The following is a 16997-nucleotide window of genomic DNA, read 5'->3' on the forward strand; positions in this document are numbered from 1 at the left end:
AGATGATGGCCCGGATGATGTTTTGTTGTGAATCCCCCCCACCCGATTCCGCCGGAACCCGGAAGTTCATGCTTGCGGTTGGCGGGCAAACTTCCGGGGGTTTATTCCTGCCCTTGGGACGGCGAGAGGACTGACTACAATCGGCGCCCATGAGTCAGGACATCCAGGCGCTTTTCTGGTCCTACGGATATGTCGGAGTTTGTGTCGCCGCGGGGGAGTTGGCCCTGCGGCTGGGCCTGTCGCGTGAGCTCGCGCGGAAGATCATCCACGTGGGCGTGGGCTTCTGGATCTTCGGGACGCTGGGGCTCTTCGAGAGCCGGGAGCTGGCGGTGGTGCCGTCGGCCACGGCGGCGGTGGCGAATTGGTACATCCATCGCAAGCGGCTGCTGAAGTCGGTGGAGGCCGAGCCCGACAACCTGGGCACGGTCTGGTTCGCGCTGAGCTACTCGGTGCTGGTGTGGCTGGCGTGGGACAGGCCGGCGGTGGCGGCGGGTGGCGTGCTGGCCATGGTGGTGGGAGACGCCATGGCCTCGCTGGTGGGCCGACGTTTCGGGCGCCACCGCTACGAGACCTTCCATGGAGAGCACAAGAGCCTGGAGGGCTCGCTGGCCATGTGCGCGAGTACCTTCGTGGCCGTACTGGCCGTGCTGACGTGGATGCCGGGCGTCGCACCGGACATGCCTCGAGTGCAATTGGCCCTGCTGTGCGCCGTGGTGGCCACGTGCGCCGAGGCGCTCGGCACGAAGGGGCGCGACAACCTCTGGGTGCCGCTGTCCGCGGGGGCTGTCCTGTACCTGGTGCCATCCGCGCATGCCTGGGGGCTGGGCGTGGGAGCGGGCATTGCCCTGGTCATCGGCGTGCTGTCCTGGCGCCGGGGCTCGCTGAGCCCGAGTGGTGTGCTGGGGGCCATCCTCGTGGGCACGCCTGTCTTCGGATTGGCGGGGGCGGTGGGGGCCGCGGCACTGCTCGGCTTCTTCATCTCCTCGAGCGCGCTCTCCAAGACGTTCCGTGCCCGGAAGGCCGGCGTGGAGGAGGAATACGCGAAGACGGGGACGAGAGACCTGGGACAGGCGCTGGCCAACGGAGGCGTGGCGGCGGTGGCGGCGGTGCTGCTGGGCGTCACCGGAGACGCGCGCTACTCGCTGGCCATGTTGGGGGCCCTGGTGGCCGCCAACGCGGACACGTGGGCCACGGAGCTGGGTGTGCTCTCGCGCTCGCCGCCGAGACTGGTCACCACGCTGCGGCAGGTTCCGCCCGGAACGTCTGGCGCCGTGTCGGGAGCCGGGCTGCTGGCATCCACCGCGGGCGCTGCGTTCGTGGGCGGAGTGGCCGTGCTCGCGGGGGCGCCGGTGGCACTCATTCCGTGGCTGGTGCTGGCGGGAGTGGCGGGCTCGCTGGTGGACAGCCTGCTGGGCGCCACGGTGCAGGACGTGCGCTGGTGTGACGCCTGTGCGCGGGAGACGGAGCGCAAGGTGCACCGGTGCGGACGCTCCGCGCGGCCCCTGCGAGGCTTCTCCTGGCTGGGCAATGACACCGTCAACGTGGTGGCCACGGCCGCGGGCGCGCTGGTGGCCTTCTGGGCGTAGCGCGCCGCGCGTGAGAGGAATTGGACCGGCCGGGAGTCGAACCCGGGAAGGAGAGTGGAGTCACCGGGAGTCGCACCCGGATCTCCGGCGTGTCGGACCGGTGCTCTGCTGTTGAGCTACACGCGTGTCTGTCCATGAAACTGGCAGAAGTAGGGACGAGCAGACTCGAACTGCTGTCTCCCGCTTATCAGGCAGGTGCTCTACCTTTGAGCTACGTCCCTTCGTGATGTGACATCAGACGCGAAATGACGCGGGTTCCTGACAGGCCCTCCGTTGGCCTATGGTGCGCCGCATGTCGCAAGCCCAGCAGGTCCGTGTCGCCGTCGTCCAGGCCGCTCCCGTGCTCTTCAACCGAGACGCCACGCTCAAGCGCGTCGCCTCGTGGACCGCCCGTGCCGCCCGCACCGGCGCGCGCCTCGTCCTCTTCCCCGAGGCCTTCATCCCCGCCTATCCCCGAGGCCTCGGCTTCGGCTTCATCGTGGGCAGTCGCACCGAGGCCGGCCGCCGCCTCTGGCAGCTCTACAACGAGCAGTCCGTGGAGATCCCCGGCCCCGCCATCGACTTCCTCGGCGGCATCGCCCGCGAGCACGGCGTCTACCTCGCCATCGGCGTCATCGAGCGGGATCGTCTGACGCGCGGCACGCTCTACTGCACGCTGCTCTACTTCGGGCCCGATGGGGCGCTGCTCGCGAAGCACCGCAAGCTCAAGCCCACCGGCTCCGAGCGCCTCATCTGGGGCGAGGGCGATGGCAGCACGCTCTCCACGGTGGACACGCCCTTCGGCCGGCTCGGCGGGCTCATCTGCTGGGAGAACTACATGCCGCTCGCCCGCACGGCGATGTACTCCAAGGGTGTGGACCTCTACCTCGCCCCGACCGCGGACAACCGCGACACGTGGCAGGCCACCCTGCGCCACATCGGCTCCGAGGGCCGGTGCTTCGTGCTCGGGTGCAACCAATTCGTCACCCGTGACATGTACCCGGAGGAGGTCCTCCGCGAGGAGCCCCTGCCCGCCGATGCGCCCCACATCCTGTCCCGCGGGGGCAGCGTCATCATCTCCCCGTTCGGCGAGGTGCTCGCCGGTCCCCTGTGGAACGAGGAGGGCGTGCTGACGGCGGACCTCGATCTGGGCATGCTGACCCGGGCGCGGCTCGACTTCGATCCGTGCGGCCACTACGCCCGGCCCGACATCTTCCGCTTCGAGGTGGACGAGCGCGAACGGCCCGTGATGGCCTCCCTCCGTCAGGAGGCCGCGCCCGCCCCGGCCTCGCCCCTGCCGGCGCGCAGCAGGTAGAGCCAGAAGAAGCCCCCCAGCGTGAGCCCCAGCGTGGCCTTCACCCACGAGGGGAAGAGATCGCCGGGGGACACGAAGCCCTCCACCACGGCGATGAGGGCGAGGAAGGGCGCGCAGCCGAGCACCAGCTTCACGGCCTCGCGCCCCCGCAGCGCGAGCGCCTGTCCCCGGGGCAGCTCGCCAGGGTCGATGAGGGCCTGGCCCACCATGAGCCCCGCGCCTCCGGCGATGACGATGATGGACAGCTCCACCGGCCCGTGGGCGGCGATGAAGTCGAACAGCTTGCCGCCCATGCCCTCGTGCACGCACAGGGCGGCCACCGAGCCCAGGTGCACGCCGTTGTTGATGAGCACGAACACCGTCCCCAGCCCCAGCAGGATGCCCGAGGCGAAGGTGACGATCGTCACCGTGAGGTTGTTGGTGGCGATGCCCGAGGCCACCGCGTTGGGCGGCGACACCGTGAGGATGCCGTCCGTCCACATCTCCTTGCGCGCGATGAAGTCCCGCAGGTTCTCGGGGACGAGCAGCTCCGCGCCGCGCGGCTCCAGCAGCACCACCACCGCGCCCAGGAGGATTCCCAGCAGGAAGAGGCCCGCGCTGGTGGCCACGAAGGCCCCGTTGGCGCGCAGCGTGCGCGGGAAGTCGTGGCGGAAGAAGGCCAGGGTGGAGGCCAGGCGCTCGCGTGGCGGCTGGTAGATGGCGCCGTAGGCCTGGCCGCACAGCTGGTTGAGGAAGCGGTGCACGTCCGTGCCCGCGTAGAAGGTCTGGGCGTGCGCCAGGTCCGCCGCCGCCCGGCGGTAGAGGACATCGAGCGTCCGCAGCTCGCCCAGCCGCAGGGTGCCCGCGCGCTGCCGGTCGAGCAGCTCCTTGAGGGCGTCCCAGTCGGGGCGGCGGCGGGTGACGAAGGCGGGCAGGGGGGCGGCCACGTCAGCGCTCCGCCTGGACGCGGGCCCGCAGGAAGGCCTCGGTGCTCTGGGGCGACGCCAGCACGGTGGCGCGTCCGGCCTCGTCGAGCCCTCCGTAGCGCTCCACCAGCTTCGTCCCCAGGCGCATCCGGGCCTGGGGCTCCAGCTCCGGCGCCCGGGTCAGGAAGGAGAGGATGAGCTCCACGTCCTCCGCGGTGAGCCGCTCGGAGCGGGTGGCGGTGGGCAGCGCCCCGGGCCCCGGGGCGGACGCCGTGTACTTGTCCAGATCGATCCGCTCCTCGCGCACCAGCAGCGTGCCGGCGAGCAGATCCCCCAGCCGCCGGTGCTGGCGCGTCAGCAGCACGCTGAGCACGCCCACGGCGTAGACGAAGGGCAGCGAGTCCACCACGCGCACCAGGTTGCGCACCGCGCTCTCCAGCACGCCCACGGGCGAGCCGTCCACGCGCACCACCCGGATGCCCATGAGGCGCTTGCCCGGCGTCTGCCCGTTCATCAGCACCTCGGCCACCGTCCAGTACACCCACTGCGTGGCGAACACCCCCACCACCAGCAGCGTCTGCGCCAGGCCGGACAGCCCCTGGAAGAAGCCGATGACGTCACTCACCAGCAGCGTGAAGGTGAAATAGGCGATGACCCAGAAGACGAAGAGGATGAAGAGGTCGGCCAGGTAGGCGAGGCATCGGTAGCCGATGCCGGCCACGGGCAACGAGAGCGAGACGCGCTCGGGTGTGGCGACGTCGAGGCTCGGGGAGGGGGCGGAGTCCATTCGGCCGGGAGATTACCCGGAACGCGCCTGGAGGTCCGCCAGGGCAGGCACCAGGGCGGGCACCCCATTGCCCCGGCCCCGCTGCACGCCATGCCCGGGCGTGGTCAAGGTCAGAAGGAACCCTTCAATGCCACGGGGAGGCGGACATGGCGGACACGGATCGGACTGGGACGAACATCAACCTGCGGGCCCGGCACGAGCAACGCAGCGAGACCCGGCGCAACCAGACCTACAAGGCCTTCTTGCGCAACCTCATGGTCATCGGCTCGATGAACGAGGAGGAGGCGGAGCGCGCCGCGGTGTCGGTGCTCTGCGTGCTGGAGCAGCGGCTCTTCGGCGAGGAGGCCGCGCACCTGGAAGCCCAGCTGCCCGGCAAGCTCCAGGATCTGCTCCTCCGCTGCGAGCGGCACGTGGGCAAGCCGGCCAGTAAGTTCGGCAGGGACGGCTTCCTCCAGATGGTGTCGGAGGACCTGGACGTGGACACCCTCGAGGCCGAGCGGAAGATCCGCGCCGTCTTCACCGCGGTGAGGGATCAGGTCTCCGAAGGGGAGATCGAGGACGTCATCGGCCAGCTGCCCATGGACCTGCGCGAGCTGTGGCAGCGCGCCCTCTGACGCGTCCGGGACCTGGAATGAAGAAGGGGGCTGGAGGTGACTCCAGCCCCTTCCTTTCTTCTCCGCGTGGGCTCAGGCCTTCACCTTGCCCTGCTTGTTGGCGTCCGTGGTGCCCACCTGGATGCGCTTGGGCTGCATCTCCGGCTGCTTGGGCAACCGCAGGTGGAGCACGCCGTCCTTCAGATCCGCGTTGATGTTGTTGGCGTCCACTCCCTCGGGCAGCGTGAACGAGCGGGTGAACGAGCCGTAGCTCCGCTCGTAGGTGTAGAAGCGATCCGTGTCCTCCTGCTTCTCCGTCTCCCGCTTGCCGCTGATGGTGAGCCGGTCCCCCGTGAGCGTGATGTCCAGGTCTCCCTCCTTCACCCCGGGCACGTCCGCCTTGAAGACGTAGGCGTCCTTCGTCTCCTTCACCTCGAAGGCCGGGATGAAGCCCAACGACGTGTCACCGCCGCCCACCATGCGGCCCACCTGCTCGAACGGATCGAACCCCATCAATTCCTTCATCCGCTCGAAGGGATCCAACCCCCGTGTCCACCGGCCTACCGACGAGCCACTGCCTCGACGCACTGGAAGATCCGCCATGACATTCCCTCCTTGTGCTCGGGCCGTACCCACGCTGGAGCGCGGCCCCTACACTCAGGGTAGAGCAGGGACGCCGCCGGACAAGGCGCACCCGGAGGCCGCTCCCTGTCCTCCAGACCATCCGCCCGTGGACCCTGGAATAGCCCACCACCTGACACCTCCAGGGGCCATGGGTGAGGCCGTGCACAGTCAGCGGCAAATTGGCGTGGATCGCGACTGGACGGATGCCATACCGATGGACATTCGTGGGCAACGCCGGTCACACAGTGGGTGAACCGGTGGTCGTGATGGGTCGAATCTTTCCAGTGGACGTCGGAGGTGCGACTCAGGAGAGAGAAAACAGGTCTCAACAGGTGGAAGGTGCTGACCGGTAGGACGAAGACCCTCGCGGAGGGACGTGCTCGAACCACATCAGGAGCCGCGAGTGTTTCCATGACCGGGTGCAGTGTGTCTCGAATGTATGTGTACGCCATGACGGCTGGGGGGCCCTCGCATGGCAACGAATCAGGCGGAAGTGCGGGTTGGATTGTTGGAAGGACCGTGGGCGGTCTATCAGGGGCTGGCCGATGGGCTGAGAGGGGAAGGGCTTCAGGTCCTGTGGGTGACCCGGGACGTGAGGACGCTCCTCGACGGCATCGGGACGGATCCGCCGCAGGTGGCCATCCTGGACGTGGAGCCGGAAGGCGACGCGCACCTGGGCTGTCCGGCCACGGAAGGGCTGAACCTCCTGCGTGAGGCGCGCAAGCGCAGGCTGGAGGTGCGGATGCTCGTGTTGTCCTCGGCGCATGCCCAGGACTTCATCTCGCAGTGCTTCGACGAGGGGGCCTCGGGCTACCTCTTCCGGCAGAGCCTGACGACGAACGCCGTGTGCACCGCTGTCAATGCGCTGGTGCGCGGGGAGAAGCTCTTCCCCGTGCAACTCTTGCGCAACGACTTCGAGCATCCACCGGTGGCCTCGTCCACGGCGAGCGTCCTGCTCACCCTCACGCAGCGCGAGCGCGAGGTGCTCCAGTACGTGGCGGGGGGCGCGGACAACCTGAAGATCGCCGCCCACCTGCAGATCGCCGAGCGGACGGTCAAGTCGCACGTGACACAGCTGTACCGGAAGCTGGGCGCGGAGAATCGGACCCAGCTGGCGTTGCGCGCGTGTCACCTGGGTGTCCGGCCTCCGCCGGATCTCTAGCGCTCCAGGCATCTGACGGCGGATGTCACTCTGTCGTCAGTGTCCGGTCATTCATTCGTCAGACCCCCCTGGCAGATCGTGGTGCGTGACACCACTGTCCCAGCCCATCGAGGGCGCCAGGAGGAGGAGGGTGATGAACGGGGTTGTCGGGCTGGAAACGCCGCCAGGGAGTCTCGCGCTTCCAGTACCGCGGAGGGTGGAACGGGAGCCCGGGCGGGCCTTCCCGCGCATGCGCATCGGTCAGGTTCCCCTGGACATGGGGAGCCTCGACGAGGTGCTCGCGTGCATCGAGCGGTTCGTGGCCACCGGCCGGGGTGGCCGGGTCGTCACGCCCGATGTGGAGCAGATCGTCCGCGCCGAGCGGGACGCACCGTTGCGCGAGGCACTCGCCACGGCGGAGCTGTCGCTCGCGGGTGGCACGGCCCTGGTGCGCGCGGCGCGGGTGCTCGGTGAGTCGTTGCCGGAGCCGGGGGCGCGGTGGTTGACGGCGCTGGCCGGACTGGCCCGTGCGCGGGCCTGGCGGGTGCTCGTGGTGTCGGATCAGCCCGGGCTGGCCGAGTGGACCGCGTGCGCGCTGAGGGACAGGTACGGGTTGCTCGCCGTGGGCGTGGCCGCCCCGGGTGTGCCCGAGGACGGGCGGGGGCCGGGCGTGGAGCGGCTGATGGATGGCCTGGCCCTGACGCGTCCGGACCTGGTGCTGGTGTCCATGGCGACGCCGAAGCAGGAGCTGTTCTGCCAGTCCGCCGCCGCGTCGTTGCACTCGGCGGTGGTGGTGGGCACGGGCCGGGCGCTGGAGTCGCTGCTGGACAGGCCCTGGGCGCCTCGCCACCGGCGGACGCTGTGGGCCTCGGTGCTGGCCCCGGTGCGGTGGCTGCGCCGGAGCCTGGCCTTCCTGCGCGTGCTCGCGGCCTCGCGGCGCTGACTCAGGGCATGGCCAGGGTGAGCACCGGGGGCACGCGCTCCGGTGCCGCCAGCCGCAGCAGGCCGTAGCCGATACCGGCCAGTCCCATCAAGAGTCCCGGAGTCTCCGTACCCCGGGGCAGTCCGCACAGCCAGCCGCGTGTCCGCCCCTGGTGGAGGATGTGGGCCGCGCGCTCCCTCGCGGCGTGGCTCCACCGGGAGTCGCCGAGCACCTCGCTCGCGAGCAGCAGTGATTCCACGTTGCCCAGGTCCCCATGGCAGAGGCAGTGGCCGCCGCCGAAGCCCTCGCGCAGGGTGGTGGCGAGCGCCGTCTCGAGCTCCGCGCGGACTTCCGGGCCGTCCAGGTACCGCAGCGAGCACAGCCTCCCGAGCGCGATGCCCGGCGCGCCATGGCACCACGTCACCATGAAGCCGGGGTTGGCCTCTCCCGTGGACGCCTCGGGCTCGCGGAGATCCTTCCAGTTGCCACGCTCCGGCACGAAGAGCGCGCGCTCGTAGGCGAGCGCCTGATCCGCGAGGTCCCGGTAGCGCGTGTCGCCCGTGGCGGAGGCCAGCGCCAGCAGCGCGTACGCGATGCCCGCCGCGCCGTGGGAGAAGCCCGACAGGGGCCGCTGCGCCGCGGGGCCCCTCCAGCCCACGCCGCCTTCCGGGCACGGCTGCGCGGTGACGAGGAGCCGCTCGCCGCACCGTCTCGCCGCGTCCAGCAGCCGCGAGTCCCTGGTGCGGGCATGCAGCCCCAGCAGGACGAGCGTGCAGCCCGCGGAGCCGCTGAGGAGATCCAACCGGGTGTCGGCGTCGATGAGGGGCTCCAGCGCGGGGAGTCCGGAGATCACCTCGTCCAGCAGCGCCGGCTGGTTCCAGAGCGCGGACAGGTGGGCGAGCACGTACGCGGAGGAGGTCCGGCCGACATAGGCGCCCACGCCGGCGTCGCTCGGGTCGGGGTTGCGCCAGGCGTCGCGGATGGTCTCCAGGCCCGCGCGGGCGAGCTGCTCGAAGTCCGCGCGTCCCGTCTCCCGGGCGAGGTACGCGAGGAAGAGGGAGACTCCGCCGACGCCCTCATACAGGTCCGTCCCCAGGGGCGAGAGGCTCCAGCGCCACTGCCCCAGATCCTCCAGGCTCATGCCAATCCAGGACACATCCGTCCTGCCCCGGATCGCCCTGGCCGCGAGCTGCTCTCCGAGGGAGACTGCGGCGGCGAGGCACTCCTCACGCGAGGCGGGCGGAAGGGAAGGGGGCGGGGTGGTGCGCGCGGCGGGACGCGCGGTGCCCCGGCCCTTGTCGAGCGACACCATCGACTTGCGGATGAGGGAGACCTGCGAGGCACAGTCCTTCTCGTCCATCCGCGCGAGCCGCTCGCGCACCTCGGACAGGCTGTCACGCGCGAAGTAGTCGCGGATGCACTCGCCGGTGCTGCTCCACAGGTGGCGCTGGCCGGGGCGCGTGGTGAAGAGGGGAATGTCCCCCAGCCGCAGGTCCGCGTGCTCCGAGGGCACGAGCCGCCGCAGCGCGGGCACCAGCGAGGCCTCGGCCCAGAGGTTGTCGAGCACCTTGTCGCGCTCCAGGCCCTCGCGCAGGAAGTCGGGGTGGACGCTCTCCTGCAACAGCAGGGCGTAGCGCTGGGTGGCGCGCACGATGTGGCGGACCTCCACGCCGGCGAAGGCCTGGAGGCGGGTGCCGAGCGCCTCGCGGTGCTGGCGCAGCAGCCGGTGCGTCTCCTCGAAGCCCTGGACGATGTCCTCGGTGAAGCCGGCGGGATCCACGGGCTGGCCCTGGAGCAGGGGACGGTTGCTGGAGCCCGAGGTGCGGCCCTGGCGGCGCACCAGGCGCATGGTGTCGCTGTAGGCGTCCTCCACCATGGGCATGGGGTGGGGCGAGAGCTGTCCGGCCTCGCCGCCCAGTCCGCTCATGTCCACGCCCGCGCGGCCCGCCCGGCCGAAGATGAGCATGGGCAACATGCCCACGGAGATGATGGAGCGATCCAGCTCGCCCCAGGCGCGCTGCATGGCCGAGTCCCCCGCCTCCAGGACGAGCCGCTGGTGGAAGAGCGCCTCCAGGTCCACGAGCACGGGGTACTCGCCCGCGGCGATGAGGTTCTCCAGGTGGAAGTCCACCGCCGCCAGCAGGTGGAGCAGGGCCAGGGAGCTGCCCTGCCGCCAGTAGAAGCGCTGGAGCGCCTCGCGCGAGTCACAGCCCGCCGCTTCCACGTATTCGACCCAGCCATGGGTGCCCCGGTCCAGCACGGTGAGCACGCGGTGGGGGTAGCGTGCTCCCCACGTGTTCAGGGTCTGGAGGAGCTGCTGGAAACGGACGTCCACCGCGAGCGACTTCGGCTTGTAGACGAGCCGCAGGCCGGAGCTGAAGCGCAGCAGGACCACGCTCCGCCCCTCGCGGTGCAGGTCCGAGACGCCCGATTGGAGGCCCACCAGGGAGCCGATGTCCTGGCCGCGGAGGAAGGTGTGGCCGAGCTGCTCCCGCTCACTGGCGAGGCGCTCGAGGAGCTCCAGGCTCACGGTGAGCCACCGCTCGGTGCTGGTGGCGAGCAGGCGGGCGAGCACCGGGTACTCCTCCAGCAGGGCGACGAGCACCCGTGGATCCTGGAGCCGCATGGTGGAGAAGTGGTGGAAGCGCTCCTGGGGCGTGTCGCCGGGGAGCTCCTCCATGAGCCGCGCCACGTTGAGCTCGAGGATGAGGGTCCGGGTGGACAGGGATTGGAGCCGGCGAGCCAGGCTCTCGAGCAGCGAGGCCTCGGCCTCGGGAGTCAGCAGCGGGAGCTCCAGCCCGAAACGGGCCTGCAGCGCGGCGGTGACCGTCCGCAGCCTCGCGGCGGCGAGCCGGATGAAGGGTTGGAGGAAGCCGGAGAACGCCAGCCCGGGCTGCCCCGGACCGGAGGGAGGCTGGAGCGAGGGAGGCAGCGGCTCTCCGGCGTGCCGCTGCTCGATGACCTCCTCGATGAGGGACACCCAGGAGCCACTGTCCTCGGAGGTCTCCCCGGGGTGCCCCGACCGGACGAGGATCCGCAGGAAGTCCTCCCGGTCGAGCCCGACGCTCCGCAGCCGCTCGTCGAGCGTCGCCTCGTCTCCCGCCATGAGCTGACGCCAGGCGCTCGCCCGGCGCTCGGCTTCCTGGAGGTCCGGCTCACTCCCCGGAGGGGGGTCCTCGTGCTTCGCGGTGGCCCGCTCGTGAAGGAACGCGGCTTTCTGCCAGGGAAAGACAGGAGCAATGACTTGCATGGAGGGTCACCTGGGGTCCGGGGAAACGCTCAGGCCACCTCGAGGTTGCTGCACAGGACGATGCCGCACGTCGGCACGCCATCGGTACAGCCGGTGGAGGGCTCCAGGGCGGCCCTTCCGCCGGTGACGCCGAGCAACTCGCTCTCGTCGAGCTCGGTCAACGCCCGGCCCGAGGGAGACTCGGGGAGGGAGGCCCGCTCCTCGGCGGAGAGGCTGGCGCGGAACGCGGGGTCCTTCCAGGCACGGACAATCCATTCCTTCTTCATTTCGTTCACTCCAGGTTGGCGCCGGGGGGTTCTCTTCCGGCACCCGGTTGGAGTGCGAGGGCCCTGGATGTGACACGGCCGCGTGGACGCGCTGGCGCTCGATGTGCACCTTGTCCCGTGAAGGACGGAGGTCGCCATGCGTGTACTCGTCACCTGGGGCTCGAAACACGGCGGCACCGAGGGGATTGCCCGGATTCTCGGTGATGCGCTCGAACGGCACGGCTTCGACGTCGAGGTCACCTCCGTGGGCAAGGTCTCGCGACTCGACACGTTCGACGCGGTGATTGTCGGCGGAGCGCTCTACGCCAACCGCTGGCCCTCCAACGTGCGCTGGTTCGTCGGACGTCACCTCTCGCGGCTTCGCCAGGTGCCCGTCTGGTTCTTCTCCAGCGGGCCGCTCGACGACTCCGCTGAGCATCAGGACATTCCGGCCACCCGGCAGGTGGGCGTGCTCGCCGAACGGGTGGGCGCGCGAGGCCACATCACCTTCGGCGGCCGGCTCGAGCGTGACGCCAAGGGATTCCCCGCCAGTGCCATGGCCAAGGAGCACAGCGGTGACTGGCGCAACCCCGAGCACATCCGGGCCTGGGCGGACAGGCTCGCCATCGAGCTCCCCCACGCCGCACCTGGTACGCCCGTCCCGCACCGCGCGGCTGCCCTCCCGCGCCTGCTCGCTCACGGCGTCCTGGGATGGGCGGTTGGCGCCGTCATCCTGGCCGTCCTTTCCCCGCTCATCGGCATCACGGCCGCACGGATCGTCCACACCCTCGCCGTCCCGTTCATCTTCAGCGCCGTCGGCTGGCACTACTTCCGCGTCCGCGGCGCACGCGAGCCCCTGCCGACCGCCGTTGTCTGGACGGCCCTCGTGGCCCTGCTCGACCTGGTCATCGTCGCCGGGCTCGTGCAGCGCGATGTCGCGATGTTCTCGAGCATCCTCGCCGTGTGGTTGCCCCTCGTCCTCGTCTTCCTCACCACCTGGGCGGTCGGCGAGATGATGGCGATGATGCCGGAGACCGTGCGCGCGGCGAAGCAGGTCAAGGCCTGAGCCGCTCGGTGGCGCGGGGTCACTTCCTCGCCACGAAGAGCCATGTCACTCCGCCGAGCTGGACCTTCCCTCCTGTCCGGTAGCGCTCGCACTCGCGGATGACCTCCTCCTCCCAGGCTCGTTGTTCCTCCGGCGTCAGCTCCTGGGCGAGCTTCGCCACGGGGCCTCCGAATGAGCGGATCCATTGCACCACGCCCGCGCCATCCGCCGCCTCCATCACGGGGATGTGCATGGGCTCGACGTGCTCCACCGCGAACCCGCTGCCCTCCAATACCGTGCGGAAGCGCTCGGGGTCGGCGTAGCGGAACACACTCGGGGTGTCGGGCTCGACCGGGGGGAGGGGACGGAAGCGGGCCATGGTCCTGCGCGGCAGTGACGAGTACTCCACCTGCTCGGGTCCTCCCCAGGTCGTACACACCAGGCGCCCGGAGGGCCGGAGCGCTCGCCAGATCCGCTCGAGCGCCCGCTCGGGCCGGGGCATGTACATCAACGCCCAGCGCACGGTCGCCGCATCGAAGGACTCCTCCGGCAGCTCGAGCGTCTCCGCATCTCCGGCACGGAACTCGATGTTGGACAGGCCCAGGGCGCGTGCCTGCTCCCGCGCGACCTCGAGCATGCCGTCGACCAGGTCCGTTCCCAGCACGAAGCCGGAGGGGCCCACCCGCTGCGCGGCGCGGAGCGAAGGCTCGCCCATGCCCGACGCCACATCGAGCACCCGCATGCCGGGCCGGAGCCCGGCGAGGTCGAGCATCCGCTCACTGACGGGCGCCGTGAGCCGGGACTCCATGTCGTGGTACTTGCGGACGATGGCGATGCGCTCGGGCCAGATGCTCTGCGGCTGCGGCGGGGGTGTGGTCATGGATGCTCCAGCGCCCTGACGTCAGGGCGACTGGATGATGATGTCATCCACGTACACGCCGTCGAAGTTCTTGGTGGCGTTGGACTCGAAGCGGAAGCGGATGCGCAGCGTCGACTTGCCCGAGAGCGGCAGGTTCAGCGAGCGCACCGCCCACGACAGGTTGCCCGTGTACCGCCTGGCCGTGAGCGGCGTCCAGGCGCCTCCGTCGACGCTGGCTTCCACGGAGACGAAGTCCTTGTTCCGCTCCGTGCGCGCCTTCATCCAGAACTGCACCGACACCGACGAGAGGCCCGAGACGCTCAACGGCGCCGCCAGCTCGGCGTAGCTCACGACGTTGCTCAGGTATTTGCCCACCGCGCTGTCGGTGAGGCTGTGATTCGAGCTGTGGAAGTTGGCGGTGGTGAGGCTCCAGGCCACACCGGTGGTGGGCGCCGGCAGGCTCCACGCGCCCGCACCACCCTCGAAGTCGTCCGCGAAGAGCGTGCGCCGGGTGGTGAAGCGCGAGGTGAAGGGCGCCGTCATGGCATTGCCCGCCAGGTCCTTCACCCCGCTCACGTTCACCTCGTAGGTGGTCAGCGAGCCGAGCAGCACCGAGGGCGTGAACGTGGCCACGCGGGTGGTGGCGTTGTAGGTGACGCCGCCCGCCACGGCCGTGCCATTGGAGACCTGGAGCAGCCGCAGGCCCGTGAGGGTCGCGATGTCCACGTTCTCGCTGAACGTCACCAGGATGGGATCCGAGGACGCCACGGACGAGGCTCCCGCCGCCGGGCTCACCGCCGTCACCGTGGGCGGCGCGGTGTCCGGCGCCGTGCCGGTGGTGAAGGTCCAGCTCGTCGCGGCGATGGAGAGGCCGGAGAGGTCCTGCACGTTCGAGAGAGAGGCCGTGTAGACGGTGTTGGCGGCCAGCGCGGCCGACGGGGTGAACGTGGCCGTCCAGCTGGCCGCGTCGTAGCGCACGGTGCCCGTCACCGGCCCGCCAGCGCTGGAGAGCGTGAACTGGGTGCCCGTCACCGTCGCGGGATTCACCGCCTCGCTGAAGGTCACTACGACGGAGACGTTGCTGGCCACGCCCGTGAGCCCGCTCGCCGGGCTCCGGAAGGTGATGGCCGGGGGCGTGGTGTCCGGCGCGTTGTCCGTGGTGAAGTCCACCTGCACATCCGCGGGGAACAGGTTGGGCTGGATGGCGTCATCCGAGGCGATGCCCGTCGCGCCGCCCTTGAGCGTGAGGGTGTAGTCCGTGAGGGCGGTGTAGCTGGCGCCCGTGGGGAGCTTCACCCAGAGCTGCCGCTTGGCCGCGTCGTAGGAGAGGTTCACCGTCACCGGAGTGCCGGTGAGGGCCTCCTCGACGCGCACCGTGGAGGAGGAGAGGGTGGCCGGGTTGATGGGCTGGTCGAACTGGACGAGCAGCGCCGAGGTCAGCGGGAAGGCCGTCTCTCCGTCCAGCGGCACGGTGTCCGCCTTCAGGTTGACCTGGACGGTGAGGGTGCTGCGCGTGGTGCAGCCCGGCCCGCTGCTGGCATCGAGCGTATAGGTCGTCGTGCGCGTGGGGCCCGCCACCGGCTGCGCCACGTTGGCGGACGAGAGCGCGCAATCCGCGCGGTTGCAGGACCAGGTGTAGGAGCCACCGGAGACCGGCGTGGGCCCGATGACGGTGGAGGCTCCAGGGTCGATGGACATGTCCGAGCCGGCGATGCCCGGGCTCGGGAGCACGGTGACCACGGTGCCCGCGGAGGCCGTCTGCAAGAGGGCGTCGGTGACCGTCTGGGTGAAGGTGGTGGTGACCGTGGGCGTCACGATGGGCGAGGCCACGGTGGCACTGTCGAAGCAGCCCGTGCACGCGGGGCTCGCGCTCCACGCATACGTGTACGGGGGCAGACCGCCGCTCGCCGGCAGGCCGATGGACGCGGACTGGCCCGCGCAGAGGGTCTTGTCCCCACCCGCGTTCGCGCTCAGCGGCGCGACCCCCGCGTCGGTGTCGGTGCCGGTGCCAGCATCGCTCCCTGTTCCCGTGCCCGCATCCATGTCGGTACCGGTGCCCGCGTCCGAGTCGGTGCCGCTGCCCGCGTCCGCGCCCGAGCAGGTGCCCGAGCCAGGGCACGTGCCGGAATCGACGGTCCCCGCATCACCGGTGCCAGCGTCCGAGCCGGTACCCGTGCCCGTGCCTCCGTCCGTGGTCGGCGATGTCGTTCCGGAGTCTCGAGGGGAGTCGGCCGTTCCGTCGGAGCCCGAGCCCGCGTTGACCGACGGATCTCCACCGCAAGCAGCCAACACGCACGCGAGCAGTGGCGCCAGCCACATCGCACGCAAGGACTGGGTTTGCATTCTCATACGCGAAGTGTAACCGTTTCAAATGAGGCCGAGAAATGTTGGAGTCGCACGGACTCCGCTGATGGTGGATCCGTTTGAGCCAAAGCCTTTCACTTTCAAAAGAGATGAGGCAATCCAAGATATGACGAGTTTCCAGGAGCACTCCATGCCGAGTCCGTTGATCGATCCCCGTGAGCTGGTCGCGCCCGAGTCGCGGCGGAACCTCGTCCTCATCGACGCGCGGAGCGGCCCGGGCGCACGCGCGCGGTATGAGGAAAGGCACCTCGAAGGCGCACTCCATGTCGATCTCGAGCAGGACCTCGCGAGCAACCTCGGTCCGGACGGGCGCTTCCTGCCGCCCCCGGAAGTACCGGGCGGTGCTCGGCGAGCGCGAGCCCTCGGACGTGATCGTGCATTGTGGCTCGGGAGTCACGGCGTGCCACACGCTGCTCGCCCTGGAGCACGCGGGGCTCACGGGCGCCAGGCTCTACGTCGGCTCGTGGAGCGAGTGGTGCCGCGGCGGGCGGCCGATGGTGAAGGGCGCATCGCCCGGCGGTGAAGGGTCCTGAATGGGACTCCTCCAGCCGCCTACCAGCACCCGCCGCCTCCTCCACCGATGAGTCCGCTGCTGGCAGGTGCGGACTACAGCTTCGCGAGGGCCGCGTCGTAGTTCGGCTCCTGGCCGATCTCGGGTACCTGCTCGGTGTGGAGCACCTTGCCGTTCTCGTCGAGCACGACGACCGCGCGCGAGTAGAGACCCGCGAGGCCGCCATCCTTGATGGTCACGCCGTACTGCTTGCCGAAGTCACCGCGGAAGCCCGAGAAGGTCAGCGCCTTCTCGATGCCCTCGGCGCCACAGAAGCGCTTGAGCGCGAAGGGCAGGTCCATGGAGACGTTGATGACGGTGACGTTGGGCTTCTCGGTCGCGCGCTTGTTGAAGGTGCGCACCGACGTCGCGCACACCCCGGTGTCGATGCTGGGGAAGATGTTGAGCACGCGCTTGCCCGGGATGGACGAGAGCTTCTTGTCGGCGAGGTCCACGCCAGTGAGCGTGGCGTCCGGCGCCTGGGCGCCGACGGTGGGCAGGTTGCCTGCGGTCTGGATGGGGTTTCCCTTCAGGGTGATCTGGGCCATGAGGTGCGTCTCCTTCGAGGTGAGGGGGCACCGGTCGTAATGGCACTCGTGGGGGGAGCGCCAGTGGAACAGGGTTCCACTGACGCGGGGTGGACGGTTCGGCGATGGACCGGAGGCTCACCTCCCGGGCGCGGTCATTCCAAAGTTGTCCAACTGTTGGAGTGCGCCAGGCGAAGCCTGGGTGAGGAGGAAGCGATGTAGGAGCGGAAACTTCACGAAGGGACCCTGCGGGTTCAAACCCCGCCCGGCAAAGGAGGCCGCCAGCCGGAAGCGAGTCTTGCGTG

15 protein-coding genes and 2 tRNA genes are annotated in these 16997 nt (G+C 70.0%); 7 read left to right on the plus strand and 10 right to left on the minus strand.

Translation table 11 applies throughout. From position 1 onward, the window contains the following. The first annotated feature begins 149 nt into the window (after positions 1–149). Complete coding sequence (locus tag VFZ09_RS47815) at positions 150–1586, plus strand: DUF92 domain-containing protein (protein ID WP_329734537.1); 1437 nt, start codon at positions 150–152, stop codon at positions 1584–1586. A gap of 21 nt (positions 1587–1607) precedes the next feature. Here VFZ09_RS47815 and VFZ09_RS47820 read toward each other — a convergent pair. Beyond that, positions 1608–1706: transfer RNA gene (locus VFZ09_RS47820), tRNA-Val, on the minus strand. A 30-nt stretch (positions 1707–1736) separates the two neighbouring features. Continuing rightward, positions 1737–1807, minus strand: a tRNA-Ile gene (locus tag VFZ09_RS47825). Between the two features lie 71 nt (positions 1808–1878). On the opposite strand from VFZ09_RS47825, the gene VFZ09_RS47830 reads away from it, so the two are divergent. After that, a complete protein-coding gene (locus VFZ09_RS47830) occupies positions 1879–2880 on the plus strand; it encodes a carbon-nitrogen hydrolase family protein (protein ID WP_329734538.1) in 1002 nt (333 codons plus the stop codon). Here the strand turns inward: VFZ09_RS47830 and VFZ09_RS47835 are convergent. Next, positions 2829–3806, minus strand: a complete 978-nt coding sequence (locus VFZ09_RS47835) for a stage II sporulation protein M (protein ID WP_329734539.1) — start codon at positions 3804–3806, stop codon at positions 2829–2831. The genes VFZ09_RS47830 and VFZ09_RS47835 overlap by 52 nt on opposite strands. A 1-nt stretch (position 3807) precedes the next feature. Continuing rightward, on the minus strand, positions 3808–4572 hold the full coding sequence (locus VFZ09_RS47840; protein ID WP_329734540.1) for an RDD family protein: 765 nt from the start codon (positions 4570–4572) through the stop codon (positions 3808–3810). Positions 4573–4718: 146 nt separating this feature from the next. Here VFZ09_RS47840 and VFZ09_RS47845 point away from each other — a divergent pair, with 146 nt between their 5' ends. Next, entirely contained in the window at positions 4719–5186 is a 468-nt protein-coding gene (locus VFZ09_RS47845) for a DUF2267 domain-containing protein (RefSeq protein ID WP_329734541.1), read from the plus strand. Between the two features lie 72 nt (positions 5187–5258). Here VFZ09_RS47845 and VFZ09_RS47850 read toward each other — a convergent pair whose 3' ends face one another. After that, complete coding sequence (locus VFZ09_RS47850) at positions 5259–5768, minus strand: Hsp20/alpha crystallin family protein (protein ID WP_329734542.1); 510 nt, start codon at positions 5766–5768, stop codon at positions 5259–5261. A gap of 493 nt (positions 5769–6261) precedes the next feature. On the opposite strand from VFZ09_RS47850, the gene fruA reads away from it, so the two are divergent. After that, positions 6262–6951: a response regulator transcription factor FruA gene (gene fruA / locus VFZ09_RS47855; protein WP_329734543.1), complete on the plus strand. Its 690-nt coding sequence runs from the start codon at positions 6262–6264 to the stop codon at positions 6949–6951. Between the two features lie 229 nt (positions 6952–7180). Next, complete coding sequence (locus VFZ09_RS47860) at positions 7181–7873, plus strand: WecB/TagA/CpsF family glycosyltransferase (protein WP_329734544.1); 693 nt, start codon at positions 7181–7183, stop codon at positions 7871–7873. A 1-nt stretch (position 7874) separates the two neighbouring features. On the opposite strand, the gene VFZ09_RS47865 is transcribed toward VFZ09_RS47860, so the two are convergent. Continuing rightward, positions 7875–11102, minus strand: coding sequence for a type 2 lanthipeptide synthetase LanM family protein (locus VFZ09_RS47865; RefSeq protein ID WP_329734545.1), 3228 nt, complete (start codon positions 11100–11102; stop codon positions 7875–7877). Positions 11103–11131: 29 nt separating this feature from the next. Beyond that, the gene (locus VFZ09_RS47870; protein WP_329734546.1) at positions 11132–11368 is read right to left on the minus strand and encodes a mersacidin/lichenicidin family type 2 lantibiotic; all 237 of its coding nucleotides are present in this window, start codon (positions 11366–11368) and stop codon (positions 11132–11134) included. 136 nt (positions 11369–11504) lie between these two features. Between VFZ09_RS47870 and VFZ09_RS47875 the strand changes: the two genes are divergently transcribed. After that, positions 11505–12413: a flavodoxin domain-containing protein gene (locus tag VFZ09_RS47875; RefSeq protein ID WP_329734547.1), complete on the plus strand. Its 909-nt coding sequence runs from the start codon at positions 11505–11507 to the stop codon at positions 12411–12413. A 19-nt stretch (positions 12414–12432) separates the two neighbouring features. On the opposite strand, the gene VFZ09_RS47880 is transcribed toward VFZ09_RS47875, so the two are convergent. Further along, complete coding sequence (locus VFZ09_RS47880) at positions 12433–13272, minus strand: class I SAM-dependent methyltransferase (RefSeq protein WP_329734548.1); 840 nt, start codon at positions 13270–13272, stop codon at positions 12433–12435. Positions 13273–13293: 21 nt separating this feature from the next. Beyond that, complete coding sequence (locus VFZ09_RS47885) at positions 13294–15600, minus strand: Ig-like domain-containing protein (RefSeq protein ID WP_329734549.1); 2307 nt, start codon at positions 15598–15600, stop codon at positions 13294–13296. 278 nt (positions 15601–15878) lie between these two features. On the opposite strand from VFZ09_RS47885, the gene VFZ09_RS47890 reads away from it, so the two are divergent. Continuing rightward, complete coding sequence (locus tag VFZ09_RS47890; protein ID WP_329734550.1) at positions 15879–16148, plus strand: sulfurtransferase; 270 nt, start codon at positions 15879–15881, stop codon at positions 16146–16148. Between the two features lie 73 nt (positions 16149–16221). On the opposite strand, the gene tpx is transcribed toward VFZ09_RS47890, so the two are convergent. After that, entirely contained in the window at positions 16222–16713 is a 492-nt protein-coding gene (gene tpx, locus VFZ09_RS47895) for a thiol peroxidase (RefSeq protein WP_329734551.1), read from the minus strand. Between the last annotated feature and the right edge of the window lie 284 nt (positions 16714–16997).

The organism is Archangium sp. (genome assembly GCF_036277355.1).
Taxonomy (GTDB): Bacteria; Myxococcota; Myxococcia; order Myxococcales; family Myxococcaceae; genus Archangium.